A 25,659-nucleotide genomic window follows, 5' to 3' on the forward strand; every position below is an offset into this window, starting at 1 on the left:
GATGTCTTGCACCACCCTCAGATGGGGGTTCCAACGATGGTAAGGTCAAGGGCAGCGGCGAAATTAATCGCCGCCGCCCCGAATTCGTCTGTCGGCGCTCAGACCCGTTTCCGCTCCAGCGCGCCGCGCGACAGGCGGTCGAGCAGAAGCGCGACGGCGACGATGGCAAGGCCGGCGCGCAGGCCCAGGCCCATCTCCATGCGGGTCAGGCCGCGCGTCACCTCGGCGCCCAGCCCGCCGGCTCCGACCAGCCCCGCCAGCACCACCATGGCCAGGGACAGCAGGATGCACTGGTTCAGGCCGACCAGCAGCGTGGGCCGCGCGGCGGGCAGCTCGATCTTCCACAGGATGGTGCCGGGCTTCGCGCCGATGGCCTCGCCCAGTTCCTTCAGGTCCTTCGGCACGCCGCGAAAGGCCAGCGTGGTCAGCCGCAGCATCGGCGGGACGCCATAGACGATGGTGGCGATGATCGCGGGCACCCGGCCCAGGCTGAAGATCATCACCGCCGGGATCAGATAGACCCAGGGCGGCACGGTCTGCATCACGTCGAGGACCGGGCGCAGCGCGGTTTCGACCCCGCGGCGGCGGGCGGCCCAGATGCCCAGGGGAAAGGCGATGGCGACCGCGATGGCCACGGCCACCACGACCAGGGCGATGGTCTGCATCGACGCGGTCCACAGCCCCGCCAGCCAGCAAAAACCCAGGCAGCAGGCCGACAGGATGGCGACGCGCAGCCCGGCGGCGAACCAGGCCAGCACCGCCACCAGCACGATGACGCCAGCGGCGGGAACGACCAGCAGCGCCGCCTCGATCGCGCCCAGCACGGTCTCGATGGCGCGGGCGATCAGGGCGAACAGCCCGTGGAAGTTGGCGTTGAGCCAGTCCACCAGGGGCGCAAGGAAAGCTCCGGGATTGAAGGTCATTTCGCCCTCGCAAGGCTTTGGGTGACGCGGTCCAGCACCATGGTCAGCACCACGATGGCGATCGAGGCGTTGATCGAGGTCGCGATGTCCAGCGTGCGGATCGCGCCATAGATCGTCTCGCCCAAGCCCCCCGAGCCGACGATGCCGGCGATGATCACCATGCCAAAGGCCATCATCAGGCTCTGGTTCACGCCCGCCATGATCGAGGGCACGGCGAAGGGCAGGCGGATCTTCCAGAACTGCTGCATCCGGCTGGTCCCCAGCGCCTGGCCCAGTTCGACGAACTCGGCCGGCGTCTGGCGGATGCCAAGGCTGGTCAGCCGGATCGCGGGCGGCATGGCGACGATCACGGTCGCGACCAGCGCGGTCGCCGGGCCATAGCCCATCAGCGCGATGGCCGGCAGCAAATAGATATAGGGCGGCAGCGTCTGGATCAGGTCCAGCACCGGCACCAGCGCCCGGTCCAGCCGCGGCATCAGCCCGGCCATGACGCCGATGGGCAGGCTGATCGCCAGCGCGATGACGCTGGCGGCGATGACCAGGGCCAGCGTCTGCATCGTTTCCGGCCAAAGCCCCATGGCCCAGCAGAACGCCAGCGCAAGCCCGCTCGCGATGCCCGCCCCCAGGCCCAGCACCCGCCAGGCGACCAGCCCGGCCAAAGCCGCGACGGCCCAGAACGGCGCCAGCATCAGCAGCCACAGCACGCCGTCGTAAAGCCCCTCCAGCACGGCGCGGGCGCCGTCGAAGACAAAGGCCGCGTGATCGGACAGCCAGAACAGCGCATTGTCGACCTGCTCGTCGAAGACGGTGACGAAACCCTCCATCCCCGTCCCCCTCAGGCCGCGGCGGCGCGGACGTCGGGTTCGCCCCGCACGCCCAGCAGCAGGTTGCGCGTGGTCACGACCCCGACCACTGCCCCGCCCTCGGCGATGGCGATGGCATCGCTGCCCGAGGCGGTGATCGTCTCGATCAGCGTGTCGATGTCGGCCTCGGGCGTGCAGCGCGGCAGCCCCTCGACCGGGCCGCCATAGGCGGCGGGCGGCACCATGACCGAATGCGCCTTGACCAGGTGCAGGCGGGAAATCCCGGCGACGAAATCCGCGACATACTGGTCGGCGGGGTTCATCACGATCTCCTCGGCGGTGCCGACCTGGATGATGACGCCGTCCTTCATGATGGCGATGCGGTCGCCGATGCGGATCGCCTCGTCCAGGTCATGGGTGATGAACACCGCCGACTTGCCCAGGTCCTTGGTCAGTTGGCGGAACTCGTCCTGCAACTGGCGCCGGATCAGCGGATCCAGCGCGGAAAACGGCTCGTCCATCAGGATGATCTCGGGGTCCGAGGTCAGCGCGCGCGCCAGCCCCACCCGCTGCTGCATGCCGCCCGACAGCTCCGACGGATAGCGCAGCTTCCAGTCCGACAGGCCGACCTTGTCCAGCGCGGCCTCGGCGGCGCGGTTGCGCTCGTCCTTGGACACGCCCTGCACCTCCAGCCCGAAGGCCGCGTTCTCCAGCACGTTGCGCTGCGGCAGCAGGGCGACGGACTGGAACACCATGCCGATGTGGCGGGCACGGGTCTCGCGCAGGGTGGCGGCGTCCATGGCGCCGATGTCGCGGCCCTTGACCATGACGCGGCCCAGGCTCGGCTCGATCAGCCGGTTCAGCAGCCGGATCAGCGTCGACTTGCCGCTGCCCGACAGCCCCATGATGCAGAAGATCTCGCCCCGCCGCACCTGGATCGAGGCATCCGAGACGCCGACCACGCAGCCGAACTCCTTCAGCACCTCCTGCTTGCCCAGGCCCCGGCCGGTGATCGCCCCGATCGCCTCGCGCGAGCGGTCGCCGAAGACCTTCCAGACCGACTGGCAGTCGATCAGAACCTCTGTGCTTTCCATGTCTACCCTGTCGATTGTCGTGCCGTTGGGGCGGCGCCCGGCAAAGGGGGCCGCCCGACCTTGCGGGATCAGTAGGACTTGATGTTGCTCCAGCGGCCGATCAGGTCGCCGTGGGCGGCGATCCAGTCGGCGATGGCTTGGTCCATGGTCTTGCCGTCATTCACCGCGCCGTTGATCGCGGTGATCTCCTCCTTGGGCACGAAGACGCTGGCGATGGCTTCGCGCGCCTCGGGGTTCTCCTCGGAAAAGCCCTTCTGGCCGATCCAGTAATAGCTTTGCGGCGGCGGGAAGGCGCCCTTGGGGTCCTTCAGGAACTTGATGTCGAACTTCTGCGCCATCCAGGACGGCTCCCACAGGGTGACGGCGATCGGCTCCTTGCGGTCCACGGCCGACTTCAGCGCCGCCGTCATGGCGGCGGTCGAGCCCTCGACCAGCTGCAGCTTCAGCCCATAGGCGTCGATGGCGTCGCCGGTCTCGCGCATGATGCCGGCGCCCGGCTCGATGCCGATGATCTTGCCGCCGAACGCGTCGGCCCTGTCGTTCAGCTGGTCAAGCGAATCGATGTCGACATAGGCCGGGACCGCGATCCCGTCGAACAGCCCGTGCGACACCGGAGAGATCTTTTCCAGCCGGTTCTTGTTGCGCTGCCAGTAGTCCTGCGCGACGTAATCCGTCTGGCTGGCCAGGATCTGCACATCGCCCTTGGCCAGCGCCGCATAGGCGATGCCCCATTCCGAAAACGGCGTGACCTCGACGGTATAGCCCTTGTCCTCCAGCACCTTCTTGGTGATGCCGGTGATGGGCGTCAGGTCCTCCCAGGACATGGTTCCCATCTTGATGACCTTGTCCTGCGCCAGGACCGGCGAGGCCAGACCAAGGGCCACGGCCCCCGCCAGGATGGCCTTGAAAATTCCACGCATGTCGTTCTCCGCTGTCGTTCGTCGGGGGCAAGCCGGGCCCGCCGCCGCAGAACGCGGCCTGCGGGGCAAGGCGCCCCCCGATCCCTGGTTTCGATGGCCGGGGCTTTGCGACCGTATCCTCCCCGGGCACCCCGCGACCCCGGCTGTCCCGAGTTATCCCCCGCAAGCCGCCACCGGGGCAAACGAGAATTTCCTGCCTCGGCGCATTAGCTATTCTGGCCCAGGGCCCCGGGGCGCGGCTTCTTTCTTGCCCCAATATCCCGGGGGAGTCGCGGCACGCGACGGGGGCAGAGCCCCCCGCCTCAGCCCGCCTCGCGCACCGCCGCCAGCAGATGGGCGACAAACCCCGCAACCGCCGGCCGCTTCAGGGATTTCTGCTTGCAGTTCAGGAAATTGCCGCGCCCCGCCGTGATCGGGGCGGGATGGGCAAAGACCAGCCGCCCCTCGGCGATGGGCGCGCGCACCATGTGGTGCCAGCCCAGCATCACCCCCTGCCCGGCCATGGCCGCCTGCATCAGCAGGCTGACCTTGTTCGTGGACAGGCTCGACGGCGCCTTGGCCCATTCCGTCCCCTGGGCGCGGAACCACTCGGCCCAGCCCATCGGCTGCCAGCCGATGGCATCCGCGCTCCAGTGCCGGTCGTGCAGGTGCAGAAGGTTCACCCCGTTCAGGCTCTCGGCATCGGGAAACGGGCCGTGCCGGGCCAGAAAGGCGGGCGAGCAGACCGGCTGGGCGATCTCCTGGAACAGGAAATGCAGCTCCTCGCCCACGTCGCAGCGCTCGTTGCCGCACAGAAAGGCGATGTCCACATCGGCATAGTTGCGCAGGGTGTCGTCCGCGTCCGACGCCAGGACCACGAAACCCACCTCGGGGTGCTGGGCGCGGAAGCTGTCGATCATCGGCTGCAGCCAGAACAGCGCCATGCCGTCCGTGGCCGAGACGGTGACCGCCTGCGGGCCCTGATCCTCGGTCAGGACCGAGACCGCGGCGCTGATCGTGTCCAGCCCCGCGGTCACGGCCGAAAACAGGCTGACCCCCTCGGGCGTCAGTTCCAGCGCGTTGTGCTTGCGCACGAACAGCGCCTTGTCCAGCGCGCGCTCCAGCAGGCGGATCTGCTGGCTGACCGCGCCCTGGGTCACGTTCAGTTCCTTGGCGGCCAGCGTGAAGCTCAGATGCTTGGCCGCCACCTCGAAGGTCGCGAAGGCCCCCAGAGACGGCAGGTAGCGGCGCTTGATCGGCGGCATGGCGGCGGTCGACTTTCCCTCTGACTGGGACGTCATTCTAGCCGCGTCTGCCACTCTTTCCAGCGCAGATATGCATTGGCGCCGATGGTGTCGAAGGGATGCGGCGGCAGGCGCGCCGGCTCGGCCTCGGCGGCAAAGAAGCGGGTGACCTCGCTTTCCCGGCCGCAGGCGAGTTCCGCCGCGCCGATCCCGGTCAGGGTGCTGCGCGTGGTGCCCAGCCCGTTGTCGACGCAGGCCGCGTAAAGCCCCGGCTCCAGCTCGCGCATGACCGAGACGTTGTTTCTGGCCAGGCACAGGTGCCCCGACCAGCTGTACTGGAACCGCACGGCCTTCAGCATCGGAAAGCGGGCGTCGAACTTGCGCCGCATCTGCCCGACCAGGCGGTCCAGGTCGGCCTTGCTGGTCTGCATCCCGGGCCGGTAATAGCCGCCCTGCCGGATCACGATGCGGTTGCCGCCCTGGGCCGGGCCGATGCGGCGCACCGTGGTGCCCATAGGGTCGGCCGGGGTGATGCCCCAGCATTCCCGCCCGCCCAGCGCGTGCAGCGCCGTGGGGTCCAGTTCCTCGGTCATGCAGGCGTTCAGCATGATGTGCATCAGCTGGCCGCGCTTGAAGCCGAAGCTTTCCAGATGACCGTTGTTGGCTAGGATCAGCCGCTCCGCGCTCAGCGTTCCGCCAGCGGTGGCGACGGTCCAGCCCTGCCCCGTGCCTTCGATGCGCAGCGCGGCCGAGTTCTCGTGGATCGTGACGCCGCCGCGCTCGATCCCGGCGGCCAGGCCCTGGACATAGCCCGCGGGCTGGATCATCACCGTGCCCGGGGTATAAAGCCCGTCGCGGTAATAGGCGCTGCCGGTGATCTCGCGCATGGCCCGGGCGTCCAGCCGCTCATGCGCCTCGCCCAGGTCGCACAGGTGGCGGGCATAGCTTTCGTTCGCCGCCACCCCCGCGTCCGAGGCCGCGCCGTTGATCTTGCCGGCGCGCTGGAAATAGCCCTCGGGGATGGCGAATTCCTCGACGATGCCGGCGGCAAAGGCGATGGCCTGGCGGTTCAGCCGCGTCAGCTGCTGGTCGTGGCTGTCGCCCGCACCGGCATAGTCGCCCGAGGTCAGTTCGTGCGGCAGGTCGATCATGAAGCCCGAGTTGCGCCCCGTGCCCCCTTCCGAGATGCGCGCCGCCTCCAGGATGACGACCCGCAGCCCGGGGTCGATCTGGTGCAGCCGGCGGGCGGCGGAAAGCCCGGCAAAGCCGCCGCCCACGATGGCGATGTCGCAACCCGCCTGGCCCTCCAGCCGCGCGCGGGGCGGGACCGGGGGCAGGATCACGCTCCACCCGGCGGGGCCGTTGAACGCCGGGGTGCGGATGGCGTCGTGCCGGCCCATCAGTCCAGGGCCGCGTCCGAATGGTCGGTCAGGTCCAGCCAGATGGTCTTGAGCTGGGTATACTGGTCATGGGCATGGATGGAATTGTCCCGCCCGCCAAAGCCGGACTGCTTGTAGCCGCCGAAGGGGGTGGTGATGTCGCCCTCGCCAAAGCTGTTGACGGTGACGGTCCCGGCCCGCAGCATCCGCGCGCCCCGCAGCGCCCGCTTGCCGTTGGCGGTAAAGATCGACGCCGCCAGCCCGTATTCGGTGTCGTTGGCGACCGCGATCGCCTCCTCGAAGCTGGACACCGGGATCACGGTCAGGATCGGGCCGAAGATCTCCTCGACCGCCAGCTTCGAATCGCGCGCGGCCTGCACCACGGTCGGTTCGATGAAGCCCTCGGCCGGGGACGTGCCGCCCAGCAGGATCGTTTCCTTCTGCGCCGCCTCGAGATAGGCCGAGACCTTGCCGAAATGGGCCTTGCTGACCAGCGCGCCCACGCGCACCTCGGGGTCCAGCGGATCGCCCAGGATCCATTCGCGGGCATGCGCCTCGACCCGCGCCATCAGCCGGTCCTGGATGCCCTTCTGCACGATCAGCCGCGACCCGGCCGAGCAGTTCTGCCCCATGTTCCAGAAGGCGCCGTTCACCACGTGGGCTGCCACCGCATCCAGGTCCTCGGCATCGTCCAGCACGATGCAGGGGTTCTTGCCGCCCAGTTCCAGCACGACCTCTTTCAGGTTGCTGTCGGCCGAATAGTGCAGGAAGCGCCGCCCCGTGACGGTCGAGCCTGTAAAGCTGACCATGTCCACGTCCGGGTGACGGCCCAGCGGCTCGCCCACCTCGGCGCCCGATCCGGTCACGACGTTCAGCACGCCGCGCGGCAGCCCGGCCTCGGCGGCGAGTTCCGCCACGCGCAGCGCGGTCAGCGAGGTCTCGGCGGCGGGCTTGACCACCACCGAACAGCCTGAGGCCAGCGCCGGGCCGATCTTCCAGGCCAGCATCAGCAGCGGAAAGTTCCAGGGCAGCACCAGGCCCACGACGCCCACGGGTTCGCGGACGATCATGGCGATGTGGTTGTCCGAGGCGGGCGCCACCTGGTCATAGATCTTGTCGATCAGCTCGGCGTGCCATTTCAGGACGTGGATGGTTTCCGGCACGTCCACCGTCTCGCAGTCGTAGATGGTCTTGCCGGCGTCCAGCGACTCCATCACCGCCAGTTCGCGGGCATTGCGCTCCAGAAGCTTCGCGAACTTCAGCAGGATCTCCTTGCGCTCGGCCGGGTGCAGGCGCGACCAGCGCCCGTCCTCGAAGGCCTCGCGGGCCTTGGCGACGGCCAGGTCCACGTCCTCGGCCCCGCAGGCGGCGACCTCGGCCAGCGCCTCGCCGGTGGCGGGGTTCACGGTGGTGAAGGTCTTGCCGCCGATCGCGGGCCGGAAGGTGCCGTCGATGAAGGCGTTCTGCGGCAGGTCCAGCGACGCCGCGATGGCCTTGTATTCCTGAATGGTCAGCAGATCGGTCATCTCAGTTCCCTTCCGTGATCGCGGCGACGGTGGTTTTCAGCGTGCGGATCACCTGTTCCAGCGCGCGCTTTTCATCCTTGTTCAGCCCCTTCAGCGGCGGGCGCATCGGCCCGGCGGTGATGCCCGAGACCTCGACCCCGTGCTTGACGCACTGGATGAACTTGCCGCCCTGTTCCAGCACCCGCATCAAGGGCAGCATCGCCGACATGATCCGGCGGCCCTTGGTGAAATCGCCCTGCACGGCGCAGGCTTCGTAAAGCGCCACATGCTCCTCGGGCAGGAAGTTCGAGCCGGCGCAGATCCAGCTGCGCGCGCCCCAGGCGAAGAATTCCAGCGCCTGGTCGTCCATGCCGCAGGACATCTGGATATGCGGATAGTCGCGCGCCAGCAGGTGCACCCGGTTAATGTCGCCCGAGCTTTCCTTGATGCCGATGACGTTCTTGGACCGCCCCACGCGATCCAGGAACTCGGTCCCCATCTCGACCGACATCCGGCCGGGATAGTTGTAAAGGATGATCGGCAGCCCGCAGGCGCGGTCGATGGCCAGCGCGTTCAGGGCGTTTTCCTGTTCCGTGGGCACCGAATAGGGGGGCGTGCCCAGCAGGATCGCATCGGCCCCCATCTCGCGCGCGCCCTGCGCCAGAGCGATGGAATCGGGCGTGCGCATCGCGCCGGTGCCGACGATGACCGGCAGGCGGCCGGCCACGCGCTCGGTGATGAAGCGCGCCAGCTCCAGCCGCTCCTCGACCGTCTCGGCATAGTTCTCGCCGGTGGACCCGCCCGAGATCAGCCCGTGCACGCCCGCCGCGATCAGCCGCTCGATCAACTCGGCCAGGGCATCCAGGTCAAAGCTGCCGTCCGCCTGGAACGGCGTGATGAGGGGGGTGTAGATGCCTTCCAGCACCATCCGGGGTGTCATGTCGCGGCCTCCTGGGTGTCGGCCCCGCCCCGGGGCCCTTCGCTGTCCCCGGTGGTAAGGCCGCCGGCCCCCGTCCCGCAAAGGAGAATGTTCTGGATCGAGGCATTAGAAAAACTGGGGCTGGCCGGCGCGACTGGCCGGCGCGACTGCCCGACGCGGTGCGGCGGCGCAAGGCGCGGCCGTCGCGACGGCCGCGCATGAAAAAACCGCGCCCCCTGTCGGGGACGCGGTTCCGCATGATTTCTGTCCGGGCAGATCTTACTTGATCTTGCCTTCCTTGTACTCGACATGCTTGCGCACGACCGGGTCGTATTTGTTGACCGCCATCTTTTCGGTCATCGTGCGGGCGTTCTTCTTGGTGACATAGAAGTGCCCGGTCCCGGCCGTCGAGTTCAGACGGATCTTGATCGTCGTCGGCTTCGCCATCTCATTGCTCCTGCTGCGGGGCAAAGACGCTGCTGCGAACCCCGTGGAATCTCTTGAAGCCCGCCTTTTACTGCGAGAACGGGCGAAGTCAACGGCGAATCGCAGGGTTTTGCGTCGGAACGGCCCAAAGGGCGCTAGCCCGCCGTCTCGCGCAGCCAGCGGCCGTGCACCCAGCCGACATCCGGCCCGGTGATGCGCCGCGCCGGCCCGGCATTGGCGCAGACCCCCTTCTGGTCGGTCTGGCCGCCATCGCGCGCGATGCCCACCCATTCGCCCTGCCGGTCGATGATGAGCACCCGGTCGCCGTTGTGAAGCCGCCCGATCCGGGCATAGGTGGTGGCCGGGCCGGTGCGGATCGCCAGGAAACCGTCGCCCTCGGCGCGCAGGCCGAAGACCTCGCCGCCGATGCAGGTGGCGGCCTGGCCGTCGCCCTCGGGCTCGATGACGGGAACGGCCAGCTGTTGCGCCAGCGCGGCCCCGCCCCAGGCCATCAGGCCCATCGTCAGCATCATGCGCATGGATCGATCCCCCATGAATCGGGTCGAGCCTAGCATACTGTCCCGCCCTGACACGGGCGAAAAAGGGCCGCTCGCGAAAAAGCGCGGCGGCGGAAACGAAGGGCGGGCGGAAAATGCGCGGATGGCCTGTAAGCCGGATTTTGTTCCGGGGTCGCCCCCTTCGATGACCATTCCTCTGGCCCCGCCGTTGCCGACGGGATCTAGCTGCCAACCCGGACCTGCTGGGGCGAAGGCGGCCCTGTCTTGCGACGCGCGGTCCCTATTCGGCATTGCTCCCGGTGGGGCTTGCCTTGCCGGTCCTGTTGCCAGGCCCGCGGTGGGCTCTTACCCCACCGTTTCACCCTTGCCCGCGGCGGACCACGGGCGGTCTCTTCTCTGTGGCGCTTTCCCTGGGGTTGCCCCCGCCGGGCGTTACCCGGCACCGTGCCTTCATGGAGTCCGGACTTTCCTCGACGGTCGCCCGCCGCGGTCATCCGGCCATCCGCGCAAGGGGCAGATAGGGCGGTCGCGCGCCGGGGTCAAGCGCCGCGCCGGCGGCACGGGCGGCATGGGTATTCGGAAGACGGTGAAGGATCAGGGCCGGGACCAGTTGCTGGCGATCTGCGGCAGCCGGTCCTCGATCCAGCCCAGCAGCGCATCGACGCGGGCGGCCGCCTCCTGGCCCAGGGGCGTCAGTTCGTATTCCACATGCGGCGGCACGGTGCCGAAATCGCGGCGCAGCACCATGCCGTCGGCTTCAAGCCCCTGCAGGGTCTGGGCCAGCATGCGCTCGCTGACCCCGCCGATGTGCCGGCGCAAGCCGCTGAAGCGCTGCGGCCCCGCCGCCAGGGTCCACAGCACCAGCATCCCCCAGCGCCCCGTCAGCCGCCGCAGGACGTCGCGCGACGGGCAGGCCGCGGCCATCAGATCGCCCCTTTGCGGATTTTCCACACTAACATTCCTGTATGTTCTTACTATTGATAAGTTAGGCGCGTATCTGTTTCCGCACAAGAGTAACGGAGATCATCATGACTGTTGCGATTACCGGAGCCACCGGCCAACTGGGCCGCCTGACCATTGCCAAGCTGAAAACCCTGCTGCCCGAGGACCAGATCGTCGCCCTGGCGCGGTCGCCCGAAAAGGCCGACCTGGGGGTCGAGACCCGCGCCTTCGACTATGACCAGCCCGAGACGCTGGCGCCCGCGCTGGCGGGCGTCGAGCGGCTGCTGCTGATTTCGTCGAGCGAGGTCGGCAAGCGCGCGCCCCAGCACCGCACGGTGATCGAGGCCGCCAAGGCCGCGGGCGTGGGCGAGATCGTCTATACCAGCCTGCTGCATGCCGACCGCTCGCCCCTGTCGCTGGCGGCGGAGCATGTCGAGACCGAGGCGGCGCTGGCGGAATCGGGCATTCCGCACACGATTCTGCGCAATGGCTGGTATGCCGAGAACTACACCGGGTGGATTCCGACCGCCTTGCAGCATGGCGCGCTGATCGGCGCGGCGGGCGCGGGCCGGGTGTCGGGCGCGGCGCGGGCGGATTACGCGGAGGCCGCCGCCCGGGTTCTGGCCGAGGGCGGCCATGCCGGGCAGACCTATGAGCTGGCCGCGGACGATGCCTGGACGCTGGCGGATCTGGCGGCCGAGGTCTCGCGCCAGAGCGGGCGCGACATTCCCTATGTGGACCTGCCCGAGGCCGAATACGCCGCCGCGCTGGTCAAGGCCGGGCTGCCCGAGGGCCTTGCGGCGGCGATCGCCGGCTGGGACGCGGGTGCGGCCCAAGGCGCGCTGTTCGACGACGGCCGGGCGCTGTCGCGGCTGATCGGGCGGCCGACCACGCCGCTTGCGGACGTCGTGCGCGCCGCGCTTTAGAACGGCACGTCACCGGTCGAGGCGCCCGAGGCGGGCTGAACGTAGCCCGCCTTGATGGTCTTGAAGCCCGTCGGAAACTCGACCGTCAGCGTATCCTCGGCGATGCCGCGGATGGTGCCATTGCCGAATTTCTGGTGAAACACCCGGTCGCCCACGGCATAGCGGGCAGCCGGTTCGGCGTCGATGACGACCGGCGTGCGGTGTACGGGCTGTGTACGTTCGGACGACCGCTGCTGCATCCGCTTCCAGCCCGGGGAATTGTAGACATCGGCCTTGAAGGCGCGCTCGTGCATGGCCGAGGTGGCGAAGGGCTGCGCCGCCGCGCCATAGCCGCCGCCGTAAAGTCCGGGCGGCGTCAGCACCTCGACATGCTCCTCGGGCAGTTCGTCGATGAAGCGCGAGGGCAGCGAGGACTGCCATTGCCCGTACATGCGGCGGTTGCCGGCGAAGGTGATGGTGGCCAGCTCCTCGGCCCGGGTGATGCCGACATAGGCCAGGCGGCGCTCCTCCTCGAGACCCTTCATGCCTGATTCGTCCATGCTGCGCTGGCTGGGGAACAGCCCGTCCTCCCACCCCGGCAGGAAGACGATGGGATATTCCAGCCCCTTGGCGGCGTGCAGCGTCATGATGCTGACCTGCTCGGCCTGTTCGCCCGTGTCGTTGTCCATGACCAGCGCGACATGTTCCAGAAAGCCCTGAAGGTTCTCGAACTCCTCCAAGGCCTTGATCAGTTCCTTGAGGTTGTCGAGCCGGCCGGGCGCGTCGGGCGACTTGTCGTTCTGCCACATCGCGGTGTAGCCGGATTCGTCCAGGATGCGCTCGGCCAGTTCGACATGGTTGACCCTGTCGTCCAGCACATCGGCGTGCCAGCGGCCCATGCCCTGAACGAAGTTGCGCAGCGCCGCGCCGCCCTTGCCGCCGATCGCCTGCGTGGCCACGACCGAGGCCGCGCCCTCGAGCAGCGACAGGCCGCGTTCGCGCGCCTCGCGCTGGATGGTCTGCACCGCCTTGTCGCCCAGACCCCGCTTCGGCACGTTCACGATGCGCTCGAAGGCGAGGTCGTCGGTCGGGCTGACCGCCAGCCGGAAATAGGCCATGGCGTCGCGGATTTCCTGGCGTTCATAGAACCGCGGCCCGCCGACCACCCGATAGGGCAGGCCGATGGTCATGAAGCGGTCCTCGAACGCCCGCATTTGGTGGCTGGCGCGCACGAGGATCGCGATGTCGTTCAGGCTGCGCTTGCCGATGCTGTGGCGGTGGCCGCCCTGGAACGCCTCGATCTCTTCGCCGATCCAGCGCGCCTCGGCCTCGCTGTCCCAATGGCCGATCAGGCGGACGGGCTCGCCGCCCTGGGCCTCGGTCCACAGCGTCTTGCCCAAGCGCCCCTTGTTCGCCGCAATCAATCCCGAGGCGGCGGCCAGGATATGCGGGGTGGAACGATAGTTCTGTTCCAGCCGGATCACCTGCGCACCGGGGAAATCCGCCTCGAAGCGCAGGATGTTGCCGACCTCGGCGCCGCGCCAGCCGTAGATCGACTGGTCGTCGTCGCCCACGCAGCAGATGTTCTTGTGCGCCTGCGCCAGCAGCCGCAGCCACATGTACTGGGCGACGTTGGTGTCCTGGTATTCGTCCACCAGGATATAACGGAAGCGGTCCTGCCATTGGCGCAGCACGTCCGGGTGCGCCTGAAAGATGGTGACGCAATGCATCAGGAGGTCGCCGAAATCGACGGCGTTCAGCTCCAGCAGGCGGCGCTGATAGGCGGCGTAAAGCTTGCCGCCCCAGCCGTCGAAGGCGCGCTCCTCGCCCCTGGGTAGCCGGGCGGGGGTGATGCAGCGGTTTTTCCAGCCGTCGATCAGCCCGGCAAGCTGCCGCGCCGGCCAACGTTTCTCGTCGATGTTCTCGGCCGCGATCAGCTGCTTCAGCAGGCGGATCTGGTCGTCGGTGTCGAGAATGGTGAAGCTGGGTTTCAGGTGCAGCGTCGCATCGCCAACCAGTTCGGCATGGCGGCGCAGGATCTTGACGCTGACGCTGTGGAAGGTGCCCAGCCAGGGCATGCCCTCGACCATCTCGCCCAGAAGGCGGCCGATGCGGTCCTTCATCTCGCGCGCGGCCTTGTTGGTGAAGGTCACGGCCAGGATCTGGCCGGGGCGCGCGCGGCCCTGGGTCAGCAGGTGCGCGATGCGGGTGGTCAGCGCCCGGGTCTTGCCGGTGCCGGCGCCGGCGAGCAGCAGCACGGGCCCGTCCAACGCCTCGACCGCGGCGCGCTGCGCATCGTTCAGCCCGTCCAGATAGGGCGCCGGCCGCGCCGACATGGCGCGCTGCGAAAGCGGCACCGGGGCTGCGGCGGCCTCGAAGGCATCGGAATCGTCGAATTCGTTCATGCCGCCAACATAACCCCTGCAGGCGCGCCAGGAAAGCCCGCGTTCACGCCTTGTTCACATCACGCCCGCAGGTCATGCCCGCAGACCGGCAAAGATCGACGGGTCCAGGCTGACCTGGGCGAAGGTCTCGCCCTGGGTCAGTACGCTGACGGCATCGTGCGAATGCAGCGATTCCTGATGACTGGCGACGACGCGGAAATCGCCGATACGCGGCTCGGCCAGCAGTTCGGCGGCAAAGGCGCGCACCGCGTCCTCGACGAAGATCGGGTTCGCGGCATTGAGTTCGGCGAAGGCCTGCTCGTCCTCGCGCTTGACCATGACCTGGGTTTCGGTGGCGACGGCGCGGCGGCACAGCGCGACCATGTCCTCGAACCACAGGGTTTCGCCCTGGGTCACGGCCGAGATCCGGGCGATGGAGCGCTGCGAATGCGGCGTCGCCAGCTGGCCCCGCATCTGGCGGGCGTGTTCGCTAAGCTCCAGCGAGCACGGGCAGGTCGAGGAATAGACGTAATCGAAGTGCATGATCTTGAGCCGCTGCCCGGCGCGTTCTGCCAGCTCCAGCGCGATGTCGTAATACTGCCAGCCCGTCAGGCCCGAGCGCAGCGAGTCGACCCGCATCGGATAGCTGAGCCGCATCTGGATGCGGGCGTCGATGCTGTCCAGGTCGGACTTGTAGTCCTGCAGCGCGGCTTCCAGCACCCCCATCGAGAAGCGCTTCTCGGCATGGGCGTAGAAGGACCGCATGATGCGGCTCATGTTGATGCCCTTGCGGTCGGATTCCAGGCTGACGGTGCCGGTGACGCTGGTTTCCAGCGTGACCTCGCCCCCCTCCTTGGTCTGGTAGCGGATCGGCAGGCGAAAGTTCGAGATGCCGACATGCTGGATCGCGGCGCGCGCACCGACGATCAGGCTGGCGGGCCCGTTCTGCAGGTCCGGCAGGCTGGCCTTGTAACTGGCATCCACCCGAAAGTCGGCGGGATAGTCCCGCTTGAGCGCCGGATAGGCGCGTTCGGTGGCGAGGGGTCCGGGAAACAGGGGGCGGGCCTCGGTCATGGTCGTCCTCGTGGGGTGACGGTCGGGCGCAATGTGGGCACGATGCCCTGAAAACAAAAGGGGCGTCCGCCGCGGCAGGCGCCCCGAACGGGCCTTAGGCCAGGGCCTGACGCAGATCGGCGATCAGATCGTCGGCATCCTCCAACCCGACCGACAGGCGCAGCAGGCCCGGGGTGATGCCCAGTTCCGCCCGCACCTCGTCCGACAGGCGGGAATGCGTGGTGGTGGCGGGGTGGGTGACGATGGATTTCGCATCGCCCAGGTTGTTCGAGATCTGAAAGATCCGCATCCGGTTCATCGCCGCGAAGGCCGCGTCCTTGCTGCCCGCGTCGACCGCGACCATCGTGCCGCCCGCGCCCATCTGGCGCTGCACCAGGTCGTATTGCGGATGATCGGGCAGCCCCGGATAGATCACCTTGGCGACACCCGGCGCGGATTGCAGCGCCAGCGCCAGCGCCAGCGCGGTTTCGGTCTGGGCGCGCACCCGCAGGTCCAGCGTGGTCATCCCGTTCAGCATCAGCCAGGCGTTGAACGGGCTGATCGCGGCGCCGGTGTGTTTCAGATAGGGCTCGGCCACCTCGCGCACGAAATGGCGGGTGCCGCAGATGACGCCGCCCAGGCAACGCCCCGCCCCGTCGATGTGCTTGGTCGAGGAATAGACGACGACATCCGCCCCCTGCGAGACCGCGCGCGAATAGACGGGCGTCGCAAAGACATTGTCCACGATCACCAGCGCGCCGACCTCGTGGGCCAGGGCAGCCACCCCTTCGATGTCCACCACCTCGAGCGTGGGGTTCGACACGGATTCGAAGAACACCGCCTTGGTGTCGGGCTGGATCGCCGCGCGCCACTGGTCCAGGTCCGCGCCGTCCACATAGGAGATCCGGACCCCGAAGCGGGCCAGCACGTCCAGCACATAAAGGCAGGACCCGAACAGCGCCTTCGAGGACACGACATGATCGCCCGGCTTGGCCCAGCACATCAGCGCGCCGTTCACGGCCGCCATGCCGCTGGCCGTCGCAAAGGCGTCCTCGGTGCCTTCCAGGTCGGCGATCCGGTCCTCGAACATGCGCGAGGTCGGGTTGCCGTAGCGGGCATAGATGAATTCGTCCGGGCCGGTCTTGATGAAGCGCGCCTCGGCCTGTTCCGCGCTGTCATAGGCAAAGCCCTGCGTCATGAACAAGGCCTCGGCCATCTCGCCATACTGGCTGCGGCGGATGCCGAGATGGACGGCGCGGGTGCGCGGATGCAAGGGCTTCTGGGACATGGCGGACTCCTTTTCGGTCAGGTCCGGTTACTCCCGCCAAGGGCATGGCGCAAGGCGTCACTCGTCGCGCGGCAGGGCGTGGCGTTCAAAGAGCCGGGCGTTCAGCACGAAGAAGATCACCATGATCGCCGGCAGGCCGAAGGTCTTGAAGTTCACCCAGGCGGTTTCGGACATGCTGCGCCAGATCACCTCGTTGGCGACGGCCAGGCCCAGGAACAGCGCGGTCATGCGCAGGGACAGGACGCGCCAGCCCTCGGGGCGCATGGGCAGGGCCTCGGACATGACCAGTTCCAGCCAGTTGCGGCGCAGCGCCAGGCTGGCCCCCAGGGCGGCGGCGAAGATCAGGTAGATGATCGTCGGCTTCATCTTGAAGAAGCGCGGGTCGTTCAGCCAGACCGACAGCCCGCCAAAGACCACGACCAGCACCAGCGTCGCGATCTGCATCGGCGCAAGCCTGCCCGTCAGCCGCCACAGCGCCAGGGTCGAGGCGACCAGCACCGGGATGAAGATCAGCGTGGCCACGATGAAGCCCGAATACTCGGTGCCGCCGATCGTCACCATCCGGTCGCGCAACCGCATGAAGACGACGAAGAACAGGATCAGCGGGCCGAACTCCAGCCCGGCCTTGAGCCAGGGATTGATCTTGCGGGCCTCAGACACGGCGCGCCTCCTTGAACGGGGATTTTCAGGGTTGTGCCGCAGTGGCGCCGGCTAGTCCAGCCTGATCGCGGCCAGGATCGGCCCGGTGGGCTGACCGGCGCGGCCCATTTGCTGGGCAAGGATCGCGTGACGCGTGTCTTTGGGGAAGGCGTCGCCGCTGGCCAGGTCGGGGCGCACCGTCATGCGCAGGGCGGCGCGGCCGTCCCATTCGCCGATCCGGTCGGCCGCCAGCACGACATTGGTATAGCGCACCGCGACGCCGCGGTTCTCGCCCGCCTTGATGGTGACGTGACGATGCGGCGCATAGCGCACCAGCACGATGGCCACCTTGTCGGGGATGGCGACGCGGGGCGTCAGTTCGATCTGGAACTCCTCGCCCCGCTGGCGGGCGCTGACCATGATCGGGACCGGGCGCGTCATCTGCATGTCGACCAGCGCCATCAGATCGGCCGGGCGCAGGGCGATCAGCGTGTCGGTCCCGCCCACGATCATCTGCGGGGTATAGATCGCACGCTCGCCCCAGGCATGGGCATAGGACTGCTGGCGCAGGGTGAATTCCGGCTTGGCGAAATCGTCGGCCCAGCCCAGGTAATCCCAGTAATCGACATGCCAGGACAGCGCCAGGATGTCGTCGCGCTCGGCCAGGTCGGCCAGCATCCGGTCGGCGGGCGGGCAGGCCGTGCAGCCCTGCGAGGTGAACAGTTCGACCACCACCGGGGGATGGCTGATCGGCCCCAGGCCGGCCCGGGCCTGCGCGGTCGGCCGCTGGGCGAAGGCCGCGACGGCTGGGGAATCGGGAAAGAGGTCGCCTTCGATGAAGGGCAGCCCGCCGGCGCCGATGGCGGGCATGCCGTCCGGCGCCTCGATCAGGCCCAGGCTGTCGTCCCGGGGCGCATCGGCCTGCGGGGGCTCGGCATCGGGTCCGCCCTGGGTCGCAGGCTCGCCCAGCACGGTGACGCCCACCGCGTCAAGCGACGGCAACGCGCCCTCGCCCCCGCGCGGCCCGCCCGGCGCATCCGCCCCCAGGGAAACCGCGCCACCGCCCTGCCCGCCTGCGGCCATGCCGCCCGCGCCCGGCCCGCCTCGGTCCTGCGCGGCCGCCGGATGGGCCAGCACCAGGACCGCCACCAGCGCCGATCCGATGCGCCGGCGCAGACCCGGCCATGGCCGCAACGCCGCATCCCGGCCGGGCGCCGAGGCGGGAAAATGTGCAAAGCCAGATGCCATGCCCTTGGAGAATCCCGAATTTCCGTTCCGCACCACCTAACCCCCGCCGGCGCCACCGGACAAATCAATGCTTTGTTAGTCCGTCGTTCCCGTGTCGTGATCGTTGCCTAAAACCCACATCTTGCAGACGCAGCGAAAACTTGGCATACAATGGCATACAACGCCGGCCTTTTGCCTTGATCCCTTGGCGGAAAAGGGGCACATGGGCCCGGAGTCACCGCCATTCAGCCACCTTTTCAAGGATAGGGAGCCGAGTCATGCCCATTGAAACAGGAACCGACACCGCAAGGACGCGCCGCCAGCTCGAGGTCGGCGGATCGTCCTTTGCCTATTATTCCATCGACGCCGCCAGCGAAGCGGGCCTGGGCGACTTCTCGAAGCTGCCCGCCTCGCTCAAGGTGGTGCTGGAAAACCTGCTGCGCTTCGAGGATGGCGGCCGCACCGTCAGCGTCGAGGACATCAAGGCCTTCGCCGAATGGGCGACCCTGGGAGGCAAGAACCCGCGCGAGATCGCCTATCGCCCGGCCCGCGTGCTGATGCAGGACTTTACCGGCGTCCCGGCGGTGGTGGACCTGGCCGCGATGCGCGACGGCATCAAGTCGCTGGGCGGCGATCCGCAAAAGATCAACCCGCTGAACCCGGTCGATCTGGTCATCGACCACTCGGTCATGGTCGACGAATTCGGCACGCCCCGCGCCTTCCAGCGCAACGTCGATCTGGAATACGAACGCAACATGGAGCGTTACACCTTCCTGAAATGGGGTCAGAACGCCTTCAACAATTTCCGCGTGGTGCCGCCCGGCACCGGCATCTGCCACCAGGTGAACCTGGAATACCTGGCCCAGACCGTCTGGACCGACAAGGACCAGAACGGCAACGAGGTGGCCTATCCCGACACGCTGGTCGGCACCGACAGCCACACCACCATGGTCAACGGCCTGGCCGTCCTGGGCTGGGGCGTCGGCGGGATCGAGGCCGAGGCCGCGATGCTGGGCCAGCCGATTTCCATGCTGATCCCCGAGGTCGTGGGCTTCAAGGTCACCGGCGCGCTTCGCGAGGGCGTGACCGCCACCGACCTGGTGCTGAAGGTCGTGCAGATGCTGCGCAAGCATGGCGTGGTGGGCAAGTTCGTCGAATTCTACGGCGAAGGCCTTGACCACATGCCGCTGGCCGACCGCGCCACCATCGCCAACATGGCCCCGGAATACGGCGCCACCTGCGGCTTCTTCCCGATCGACGATGAAACCCTGCGCTACCTGCGCCAGACCGGTCGCGAGGAATCGCGCATCGCCCTGGTCGAGGCCTATGCCAAGACGAACGGCTTCTGGCGGACCCGCGACTATGCGCCGGTCTACTCCTCGACGCTGGAGTTGGACCAGTCGACCGTGGTGCCCGCGATCTCCGGCCCGAAACGGCCGCAGGACCACGTCGCCCTGACCGACTCGGCCAAGGCGTTCAGCGACTATATCCTGGGCTTGCGCCCCGCTCCCTCGGCCCCCAAGACCGAGAAGGAACTGATGACCCGCGAAGGCGGCGCCCCGAACCCCGCCCCCGAGGAGATCCCCGGCGCCCAGCATGGCCACCTGAACACCGGCAGCGTCGAGGGACAGGATTATACCCTGCGCGACGGTTCCGTGGTGATCGCGGCGATCACCTCCTGCACCAACACCTCGAACCCCTATGTGCTGATGGCGGCGGGTCTGGTCGCCCGCAAGGCGCGCGCGCTTGGCCTGACCAGCAAGCCCTGGGTCAAGACCTCGCTGGCGCCCGGATCGCAGGTGGTCGAGGAATACCTGAAGGCCGCCAACCTGCAGGATGACCTGGACGCGCTGGGGTTCAACCTGGTGGGCTTCGGCTGCACCACCTGCATCGGCAACGCCGGTCCTCTGGCGCCGGAAATCTCGAAGTCGATCAACGACAACGACCTGGTCGCGGTCGCGGTCCTGTCCGGCAACCGCAACTTCGAGGGCCGGATCAGCCCAGACGTGCGCGCCAACTACCTGGCCTCGCCGCCGCTGGTCGTGGCCTATGCCATCGCGGGCGACATGAACATCGACCTGACGACCGAGCCGCTGGCCCATACCGCCGACGGCAAGCCGGTGTTCCTGAAGGACATCTGGCCGACCTCGAAAGAGGTTGCCGATCTGGTCGACACCATCGTCACCCGCGAGATGTTCCAGAAGAAATATGCCGACGTGTTCAAGGGCGACGAGCGCTGGCAGGGCGTGCAGGTGACCGACAGCGAGACCTATGACTGGCCGCCCACCTCGACCTATATCCAGAACCCACCCTATTTCCAGGGCATGGGCGCGGAAAAGGGCGCGATCCACAACATCCACGGCGCCCGCGTGCTGGCGCTGTTGGGCGACATGATCACCACCGACCACATCAGCCCGGCCGGTTCGTTCAAGCCGACCACGCCCGCCGGCAAATACCTGACCGAACGGCAGGTCGCGCCGCGCGACTTCAACAGCTACGGCTCGCGCCGCGGCAACCACGAGGTCATGATGCGCGGCACCTTCGCCAACATCCGCATCAAGAACGAGATGCTGGACGGCGTCGAGGGCGGCTATACCAAGGGCCCGGACGGGCAGCAGACCTCGATCTATGACGCGGCGATGGCCTACAAGGACGCGGGCATCCCGCTGGTCATCGTGGGCGGCATGGAATACGGCGCGGGTTCGTCGCGCGACTGGGCGGCCAAGGGCACCAACCTGCTGGGCGTCAAGGCGGTCATCGCGGAAAGCTTCGAGCGCATCCACCGCTCGAACCTGGTCGGCATGGGGGTGATCCCCTTCGAGTTCACCGGCGGCGACAACCGCAAGTCGCTGGGCCTGACGGGCGACGAGGTGATTTCCATCGACGGTCTGGAAGGCGACTTCAAGCCGCTGTCGCTGGTCCCGGCCACCATCCGCTATGCCGACGGCACAGAAAAGGTGATCCAGCTGAAGGCGCGCGTCGATACCGAGGTCGAGATCGAGTACCTGGAAAACGGCGGCGTGCTGCATTACGTGCTGCGCAACCTGGCGAAAGCCTGAGCCGTCCCGCTGGCGAATTGCAGGGCCGTCCCTTCGGGGGCGGCCTTTTCACTTGCGGCACGGGTGCATGGGTATTTGGAAAACGGTGAAAGCCCGAGGGCGTCACTCCTCGGCGCAATACCACATCGTGCCGCCGACCGCGGCCGAGCCGATGACCATCGAGCCCACGGCCACGGGCGAGGCGGCAAGGCCCATTGCCGCCGCCCCCGCCGCCTCAAGCGTGCCGACCATCGAACCCGAGGTGGCGGCCAGGATCGTCGCGCCCGGGCGCTGCGTGACCGCATCGTAACCGGCCACAGCCAAGGCATTGGCGTTGCGGAAGGTGGCCTGGCGCGCGCCGTTCACGCGCTCGCACAGGGTCTTGCGGCACAGCGCATTGCCCTTGCGTGCGCCCTTTTGCGCGCCGATATAGGTGTCGCCCTGCTTGTCCCAAAGCAGGCAATAGCTGCCGTCGTCGGACATGGCATTGCGGCGCAGGATCTCGCGCAGTGTGACATAGCCCGGGCAGGTGATCTTGCCCCAGCCCGAGAAGTTCTTCTCGATCCGACCGACGTTCTGGCGAAACTCGGCATCGCGGAGATAGTTGATCTCGGTCTTTTCGCCCGCGATCGAGGTCTCGCAGGTCCAGAGCCGCTCCTCGGTCACTGGCGCCTCCTCGGCCACCGCCGGGAAGGCCATGGCCGCCGCCGCCAGAATCGCCATCATCCGCATCGCATCCCTCCAAAAGCCGTTCGGCCCTTCCTTGGCTAGATCGCAACACGGTTGCAATCCACGGGATCGTGAGGCGTAGGGGTTGTGTTCCGGGCACCACGCCAGGTTTTCACTGTTTCCCAAATACCCATGCACCCGTGCCGCAAGCGAAAAGGCCGCCCCCGAAGGGACGGCCCTGAAGCCTGCCTGATCCGGGAAGGATCAGTTCTTGGCGTAGAATTCGACGACCAGGTTCGGCTCCATCTGCACGGCATAGGGCACGTCGCCCAGCGCCGGGGTGCGCACGAAGGTCGCGGTCATCTTGTTGTGGTCGACTTCAAGGTAGTCGGGGACGTCACGCTCGGTCAGGGCAACGGCTTCCAGCACGATGGCCAGCTGCCGCGAACGTTCCCGGACGGCGACCACGTCGCCTTCCTTGACGCGATAGGACGCGATGTTGACGCGCTGGCCGTTCACGGTGACGTGGCCGTGGTTCACGAACTGGCGCGCGGCAAAGATGGTCGGCACGAACTTGGCGCGATAGACGATGGCGTCCAGGCGGCGCTCCAGCAAGCCGACCAGGTTCTCGCCCGTGTCGCCCTTGACGCGCTCGGCCTCGGCATAGATGCGGCGGAACTGCTTTTCGGTCAGGTCGCCGTAATAGCCCTTCAGCTTCTGCTTGGCGCGCAGCTGGGTGCCGAAGTCGGACAGTTTGCCCTTGCGGCGCTGGCCGTGCTGGCCCGGGCCGTATTCGCGCTTGTTCAGCGGCGACTTGGCGCGGCCCCAGATGTTTTCGCCCATGCGGCGGTCGATCTTGTACTTGGCAGCGGTGCGTTTGGTCATCGCTGATCTCCTTCTTTCATGTTGTCGAAGGGCGTTGTCCTTTGGCATAATGCCCGACAGGGTTCCCCTTGCGGGGTCCACCAACACCAATTGAAGCGGCGCTTATAGCCGCCCCGCGCCCCGTGTCAAGCGCCCCTTGAGCGGCGACCCCCGCGCCCTTAAATGAAGGGCAGCGAACAGGAAAGACCCGCGATGTTTTCGATCCCCGGCAAGTCCCCCGTCTCGATCACCCCTGCGGCCGAGCGTCAGATCGCCCGGCTGATGGCGGCGCAATCGGCCAGCGGCCTGCGCATCGGCCTGAAGAAGGGCGGCTGCGCCGGCATGGAATACACCATGGAACTGGCCCAGACCCCCGCCCCCGGCGACGAGGTGGTCGAACAGGGCGCGGCGCGGGTGCTGATCGCGCCGACCGCGCAGATGTTCCTGTTCGGGACCGAGATCGACTATGAGTCCGGCCTGCTGGAATCGGGCTTCAAGTTCCGCAACCCGAACGTCACCGACAGCTGCGGCTGCGGCGAATCGGTCAGTTTCGGTCCGCTGGAGGGTTCGCGCGCCCGGACCTGAGGTTTTGGCGCGGGGTTAGCGCACACATCCTTGATCGCCGCCCGCGCGCGCCCTATCCCCCGGTCAGGACATGACAAGGGAGAGGCTGATGGCCCCGCGCAAACTTGCCGCCGGCAACTGGAAGATGAACGGAACCCTGGCCGCCCTGGCCGAGATCGACCAGCTTCTGGCCGGGCCCAAGCCCGGCTGCGACGTGCTGATCTGCCCGCCCGCGGTGCTGATCCAGGCCATGGCGGCCAAGGGCATCCCGACCGGCGGGCAGGATTGCCATGCCAAGGCCTCGGGCGCGCACACCGGCGACATCGCCGCTGCGCAATTGAAGGACGTGGGCGCGAGCCATGTGATCCTGGGCCATTCCGAACGCCGCACTGACCACGGCGAAACCGACGAGATGGTTTCGGCCAAGGCCCTGGCCGCTCATGAGGCCGGCCTGGTCGCCATCATCTGCGTGGGCGAAACCGAGGCGCAGCGCGACGCCGGCCAGACGCTGGACGTGATCTCGGCCCAGCTGGCGGGATCGGTGCCCGACTGCGCCACGGCTGCGAACACGGTCATCGCCTATGAACCCGTCTGGGCCATCGGCACCGGCCGCACCCCCACGAATGACCAGATCGCCGAGGTCCATGCCCTGATGCGCGACCGGCTGTCGGCCCGCTTCGCGGACGGGGCCGATGTCGCGCTGCTTTACGGCGGCTCGGTCAAGCCGGCGAACGCGGCTGAGATCTTTGCCATCGCGCATGTGAACGGCGCGCTGGTCGGGGGCGCCAGCCTCAAGGCCGCGGACTTCGGCCCGATCATCGCGGCGCTTTCCGCTGCCTGAGGGAACGCGCCTTCAGTCCCGGGGACCGGGCCGGGGCCAGTAGCGGCGGGTTCCGACCAGCCGGTCATGCGCCTCGGCCGCGGCCTTCAGCAGCGGCGCCCGGTCCCCGCCTTCGACCAGCGCCCCGGCGCCCGGCAGGTCCAGGAGGCCCAGCCGGTCCAGCACCTCGGGACCCGCCGCCAGGTCGTTCAGCGCGCCCAGGCTGTCCTGCAGCGATTCCAGCGCGTCCATGAACCGCTTGCGCTTGCGGCGCAGCGCCTTGGCCTGGAACAGGGGGGCGAAGAAATCGGCGGCATAGCGCAGCTTCTTGGCATCCTTGCGCAACTCGTGGCGCTGCTCGTCGGGCAGGGACACCAGATCCTTGCCGTCCTTTCTGACCTTGCGGCGAAAGCGCGACAGCGCCAGCCCGGCGAATTCCGGCGCCGGCATCTCGCGCAGGGAGCGGGTCGCGGGATCGGCGCGCCAGTCGCCATGGTCCAGCCATTCGACCAGGTCCAGCGCCAACAGCCGCGCCCGGCGCGAGCCAAGGACATGGGCCACCGTGTCATAGGCCGCCTCGCGTTCGGCAGTCAGCCGCGCCAGCAATGGCCCCGGCGGCGCGCGGCGCACCAGCACGTCCAGGTCGCGCGCCTGCCCCAGTTCCTGCGCCAGCCAGCGCAGCCCTTCGCGCAGGTCGGTGCCGGTCTCGGCCCCCAGGACCGGCTTGAACACCGTAAAGGCCGAACGCAGCCGGCGCAGCGCCACGCGGGCCTGGTGCAGGGCCTCCTCGGAGCGCAGAGCCAGCACCAGGTCCTCGTTCAGGCGGAACTGGGTCAGGCAGGACAGGGCGATGCGGCGAAACGCCTCGGCCGCGGTCATCGCGGGGGTCAGCGCGGCCTCGGCGGCCTTGACGCTGCGGGGCACGGGTTCGGCCAGCATCCGGCCGCGCTGCGCCACCGTCACGACCGACAGGCGCAGCGGGGCGGCCTCGGCCAGCCGCCGGGCCAGGGCAGAGAGTTCGGCCACCGGGCCCGCCGTCAGGGTGATCTCGCAGTCGCGGATCGCCACCCGCCGGTCGGCCAGGCCCAGCGTCCCCTCGACCAGTGCAAGCTCCAGCGTGGCATCGCCCTGCGCGACCGGCCATTCGCGGCGGCCAAGCGTCGCGATGCCGGTCAGGCCCAGGTCGCGCGCGCCCTCGCCCAGCAGGGCCAGCAGCGGCCCGCCCGGCTCCAGCACCGGCCAGGGGCCGGGCACCGGCCATTCCCGGTTGCTGCCGGGCAATTCCAGCACCTGCACCGATCGCCCGGCCCGCTGGCAGATGCAAAGCCCCGCCCCCGCTGCCGCCAGGGCGCCGTCGGCGGTGTCGAAATACAGCCGGCGCTCCTCGGTCAGGCGGGGCGTGCCGGCCAGCGCGGCATCGTCCTCGAGCGCGGCAAAGGATGATCCCGCAAGTTGAAGCCTGACCTTGACCTGACGCATCGCATCCTCCTGAACCGGACCTGCCCCCATCTTAACGCGAAAGGATGGGACCGCCGCAACCGGGGGCAAGGGCCTTC

The 25,659-nt window shown here is 68.2% G+C and carries 23 protein-coding genes and 1 other RNA gene; 4 read left to right on the forward strand and 20 right to left on the reverse strand.

The genetic code is table 11. The features are described 5' to 3' along the window. Window positions 1-98: 98 nt before the first annotated feature. The 12 genes from BU28_RS0110270 to BU28_RS0110320 all read right to left on the reverse strand — a co-directional run bounded on the left by BU28_RS0110270 (window position 99) and on the right by BU28_RS0110320 (window position 10,634). Window positions 99-923 carry an ABC transporter permease gene (locus BU28_RS0110270; protein WP_028719401.1) on the reverse strand — a complete coding sequence of 275 codons (825 nt, stop codon included), beginning with the start codon at window positions 921-923 and terminating at the stop codon, window positions 99-101. Next, complete coding sequence (locus tag BU28_RS0110275; protein ID WP_028719402.1) at window positions 920-1,747, reverse strand: ABC transporter permease; 828 nt, start codon at window positions 1,745-1,747, stop codon at window positions 920-922. Before BU28_RS0110275 ends, BU28_RS0110270 begins: the two co-directional genes overlap by 4 nt. 11 nt (window positions 1,748-1,758) lie before the next feature. Continuing rightward, entirely contained in the window at window positions 1,759-2,820 is a 1,062-nt protein-coding gene (locus BU28_RS0110280; protein WP_028719403.1) for a quaternary amine ABC transporter ATP-binding protein, read from the reverse strand. 68 nt (window positions 2,821-2,888) lie between these two features. Beyond that, window positions 2,889-3,740, reverse strand: coding sequence for a glycine betaine ABC transporter substrate-binding protein (locus BU28_RS0110285; RefSeq protein ID WP_028719404.1), 852 nt, complete (start codon window positions 3,738-3,740; stop codon window positions 2,889-2,891). Between the two features lie 302 nt (window positions 3,741-4,042). Beyond that, entirely contained in the window at window positions 4,043-5,020 is a 978-nt protein-coding gene (locus BU28_RS0110290) for a LysR substrate-binding domain-containing protein (RefSeq protein WP_224767357.1), read from the reverse strand. Beyond that, entirely contained in the window at window positions 5,017-6,363 is a 1,347-nt protein-coding gene (locus tag BU28_RS0110295) for an NAD(P)/FAD-dependent oxidoreductase (protein WP_028719406.1), read from the reverse strand. Before BU28_RS0110295 ends, BU28_RS0110290 begins: the two co-directional genes overlap by 4 nt. Then, entirely contained in the window at window positions 6,363-7,868 is a 1,506-nt protein-coding gene (locus BU28_RS0110300; RefSeq protein ID WP_028719407.1) for an aldehyde dehydrogenase, read from the reverse strand. The genes BU28_RS0110295 and BU28_RS0110300 overlap by 1 nt, the downstream gene beginning before the upstream one ends. Window position 7,869: 1 nt before the next feature. Continuing rightward, entirely contained in the window at window positions 7,870-8,787 is a 918-nt protein-coding gene (locus BU28_RS0110305) for a dihydrodipicolinate synthase family protein (RefSeq protein WP_415839872.1), read from the reverse strand. Between the two features lie 258 nt (window positions 8,788-9,045). Next, window positions 9,046-9,213, reverse strand: coding sequence for a 50S ribosomal protein L33 (rpmG, locus tag BU28_RS0110310; RefSeq protein WP_028719409.1), 168 nt, complete (start codon window positions 9,211-9,213; stop codon window positions 9,046-9,048). A gap of 134 nt (window positions 9,214-9,347) precedes the next feature. Beyond that, the gene (locus BU28_RS22630; protein WP_051578114.1) at window positions 9,348-9,731 is read right to left on the reverse strand and encodes an SH3 domain-containing protein; all 384 of its coding nucleotides are present in this window, start codon (window positions 9,729-9,731) and stop codon (window positions 9,348-9,350) included. A gap of 113 nt (window positions 9,732-9,844) precedes the next feature. After that, window positions 9,845-10,216, reverse strand: an RNA gene (gene rnpB / locus BU28_RS24175) — RNase P RNA component class A. A gap of 88 nt (window positions 10,217-10,304) precedes the next feature. Next, window positions 10,305-10,634: a winged helix-turn-helix transcriptional regulator gene (locus tag BU28_RS0110320; protein WP_081791344.1), complete on the reverse strand. Its 330-nt coding sequence runs from the start codon at window positions 10,632-10,634 to the stop codon at window positions 10,305-10,307. A 104-nt stretch (window positions 10,635-10,738) separates the two neighbouring features. Here BU28_RS0110320 and BU28_RS0110325 point away from each other — a divergent pair, with 104 nt between their 5' ends. Continuing rightward, a complete protein-coding gene (locus BU28_RS0110325) occupies window positions 10,739-11,578 on the forward strand; it encodes an SDR family oxidoreductase (protein ID WP_028719411.1) in 840 nt (279 codons plus the stop codon). Here BU28_RS0110325 and BU28_RS0110330 read toward each other — a convergent pair. From BU28_RS0110330 to BU28_RS22635, 5 genes are all read right to left on the reverse strand, one after another. Beyond that, window positions 11,575-13,962: an ATP-dependent helicase gene (locus BU28_RS0110330; protein ID WP_028719412.1), complete on the reverse strand. Its 2,388-nt coding sequence runs from the start codon at window positions 13,960-13,962 to the stop codon at window positions 11,575-11,577. The two genes, BU28_RS0110325 and BU28_RS0110330, sit on opposite strands and share 4 nt — an antisense overlap. Before the next feature lie 72 nt (window positions 13,963-14,034). After that, entirely contained in the window at window positions 14,035-15,015 is a 981-nt protein-coding gene (gene folE2, locus BU28_RS0110335) for a GTP cyclohydrolase FolE2 (protein WP_028719413.1), read from the reverse strand. 94 nt (window positions 15,016-15,109) lie between these two features. Further along, entirely contained in the window at window positions 15,110-16,282 is a 1,173-nt protein-coding gene (gene metZ / locus BU28_RS0110340; protein ID WP_028719414.1) for an O-succinylhomoserine sulfhydrylase, read from the reverse strand. A 57-nt stretch (window positions 16,283-16,339) separates the two neighbouring features. Further along, window positions 16,340-16,942, reverse strand: coding sequence for an inner membrane-spanning protein YciB (locus tag BU28_RS0110345; RefSeq protein WP_028719415.1), 603 nt, complete (start codon window positions 16,940-16,942; stop codon window positions 16,340-16,342). A 51-nt stretch (window positions 16,943-16,993) separates the two neighbouring features. Further along, window positions 16,994-18,115 (reverse strand): DUF1223 domain-containing protein, encoded by a 1,122-nt coding sequence (locus tag BU28_RS22635; RefSeq protein WP_233144975.1) that lies wholly within the window; start codon window positions 18,113-18,115, stop codon window positions 16,994-16,996. Window positions 18,116-18,426: 311 nt separating this feature from the next. On the opposite strand from BU28_RS22635, the gene acnA reads away from it, so the two are divergent. Continuing rightward, window positions 18,427-21,207, forward strand: coding sequence for an aconitate hydratase AcnA (gene acnA, locus BU28_RS0110355; RefSeq protein ID WP_028719416.1), 2,781 nt, complete (start codon window positions 18,427-18,429; stop codon window positions 21,205-21,207). A 102-nt stretch (window positions 21,208-21,309) separates the two neighbouring features. Here the strand turns inward: acnA and BU28_RS0110360 are convergent, their stop codons facing one another. Both BU28_RS0110360 and rpsD read right to left on the reverse strand, forming a co-directional pair. Then, window positions 21,310-21,912 (reverse strand): hypothetical protein, encoded by a 603-nt coding sequence (locus BU28_RS0110360; protein WP_233144976.1) that lies wholly within the window; start codon window positions 21,910-21,912, stop codon window positions 21,310-21,312. A 207-nt stretch (window positions 21,913-22,119) separates the two neighbouring features. Next, entirely contained in the window at window positions 22,120-22,740 is a 621-nt protein-coding gene (gene rpsD / locus BU28_RS0110365) for a 30S ribosomal protein S4 (RefSeq protein ID WP_028719418.1), read from the reverse strand. Window positions 22,741-22,932: 192 nt separating this feature from the next. Here rpsD and BU28_RS0110370 point away from each other — a divergent pair, with 192 nt between their 5' ends. Both BU28_RS0110370 and tpiA read left to right on the forward strand, forming a co-directional pair. Beyond that, window positions 22,933-23,304, forward strand: coding sequence for a HesB/IscA family protein (locus BU28_RS0110370; RefSeq protein ID WP_028719419.1), 372 nt, complete (start codon window positions 22,933-22,935; stop codon window positions 23,302-23,304). 88 nt (window positions 23,305-23,392) lie between these two features. Beyond that, window positions 23,393-24,124, forward strand: a complete 732-nt coding sequence (gene tpiA / locus BU28_RS0110375) for a triose-phosphate isomerase (protein ID WP_028719420.1) — start codon at window positions 23,393-23,395, stop codon at window positions 24,122-24,124. Window positions 24,125-24,136: 12 nt separating this feature from the next. On the opposite strand, the gene BU28_RS0110380 is transcribed toward tpiA, so the two are convergent. Beyond that, window positions 24,137-25,582: a CYTH and CHAD domain-containing protein gene (locus BU28_RS0110380; RefSeq protein WP_028719421.1), complete on the reverse strand. Its 1,446-nt coding sequence runs from the start codon at window positions 25,580-25,582 to the stop codon at window positions 24,137-24,139. Window positions 25,583-25,659: the final 77 nt, after the last annotated feature.

Origin of the sequence: Paracoccus yeei ATCC BAA-599 (genome assembly GCF_000622145.1) — a bacterium.
Taxonomy (GTDB): Bacteria; Pseudomonadota; Alphaproteobacteria; order Rhodobacterales; family Rhodobacteraceae; genus Paracoccus; species Paracoccus yeei.

Excerpts from the sequence above, each read along its gene's own strand:
- BU28_RS0110270 (WP_028719401.1), bottom strand. The coding sequence starts at position 923 with ATGACCTTCAATCCCGGAGCTTTCCTTGCGCCCCTGGTGGACTGGCTC.
- BU28_RS0110275 (WP_028719402.1), bottom strand. The coding sequence starts at position 1,747 with ATGGAGGGTTTCGTCACCGTCTTCGACGAGCAGGTCGACAATGCGCTG.
- BU28_RS0110280 (WP_028719403.1), bottom strand. The coding sequence starts at position 2,820 with ATGGAAAGCACAGAGGTTCTGATCGACTGCCAGTCGGTCTGGAAGGTC.
- BU28_RS0110285 (WP_028719404.1), bottom strand. The coding sequence starts at position 3,740 with ATGCGTGGAATTTTCAAGGCCATCCTGGCGGGGGCCGTGGCCCTTGGT.
- BU28_RS0110290 (WP_224767357.1), bottom strand. The coding sequence starts at position 5,020 with ATGACGTCCCAGTCAGAGGGAAAGTCGACCGCCGCCATGCCGCCGATC.
- BU28_RS0110295 (WP_028719406.1), bottom strand. The coding sequence starts at position 6,363 with ATGGGCCGGCACGACGCCATCCGCACCCCGGCGTTCAACGGCCCCGCC.
- BU28_RS0110300 (WP_028719407.1), bottom strand. The coding sequence starts at position 7,868 with ATGACCGATCTGCTGACCATTCAGGAATACAAGGCCATCGCGGCGTCG.
- BU28_RS0110305 (WP_415839872.1), bottom strand. The coding sequence starts at position 8,787 with ATGACACCCCGGATGGTGCTGGAAGGCATCTACACCCCCCTCATCACG.
- rpmG (WP_028719409.1), bottom strand. The coding sequence starts at position 9,213 with ATGGCGAAGCCGACGACGATCAAGATCCGTCTGAACTCGACGGCCGGG.
- BU28_RS22630 (WP_051578114.1), bottom strand. The coding sequence starts at position 9,731 with ATGCGCATGATGCTGACGATGGGCCTGATGGCCTGGGGCGGGGCCGCG.
- BU28_RS0110320 (WP_081791344.1), bottom strand. The coding sequence starts at position 10,634 with ATGGCCGCGGCCTGCCCGTCGCGCGACGTCCTGCGGCGGCTGACGGGG.
- BU28_RS0110325 (WP_028719411.1), top strand. The coding sequence starts at position 10,739 with ATGACTGTTGCGATTACCGGAGCCACCGGCCAACTGGGCCGCCTGACC.
- BU28_RS0110330 (WP_028719412.1), bottom strand. The coding sequence starts at position 13,962 with ATGAACGAATTCGACGATTCCGATGCCTTCGAGGCCGCCGCAGCCCCG.
- folE2 (WP_028719413.1), bottom strand. The coding sequence starts at position 15,015 with ATGACCGAGGCCCGCCCCCTGTTTCCCGGACCCCTCGCCACCGAACGC.
- metZ (WP_028719414.1), bottom strand. The coding sequence starts at position 16,282 with ATGTCCCAGAAGCCCTTGCATCCGCGCACCCGCGCCGTCCATCTCGGC.
- acnA (WP_028719416.1), top strand. The coding sequence starts at position 18,427 with ATGCCCATTGAAACAGGAACCGACACCGCAAGGACGCGCCGCCAGCTC.
- BU28_RS0110360 (WP_233144976.1), bottom strand. The coding sequence starts at position 21,912 with ATGATGGCGATTCTGGCGGCGGCGGCCATGGCCTTCCCGGCGGTGGCC.
- rpsD (WP_028719418.1), bottom strand. The coding sequence starts at position 22,740 with ATGACCAAACGCACCGCTGCCAAGTACAAGATCGACCGCCGCATGGGC.
- BU28_RS0110370 (WP_028719419.1), top strand. The coding sequence starts at position 22,933 with ATGTTTTCGATCCCCGGCAAGTCCCCCGTCTCGATCACCCCTGCGGCC.
- tpiA (WP_028719420.1), top strand. The coding sequence starts at position 23,393 with ATGGCCCCGCGCAAACTTGCCGCCGGCAACTGGAAGATGAACGGAACC.
- BU28_RS0110380 (WP_028719421.1), bottom strand. The coding sequence starts at position 25,582 with ATGCGTCAGGTCAAGGTCAGGCTTCAACTTGCGGGATCATCCTTTGCC.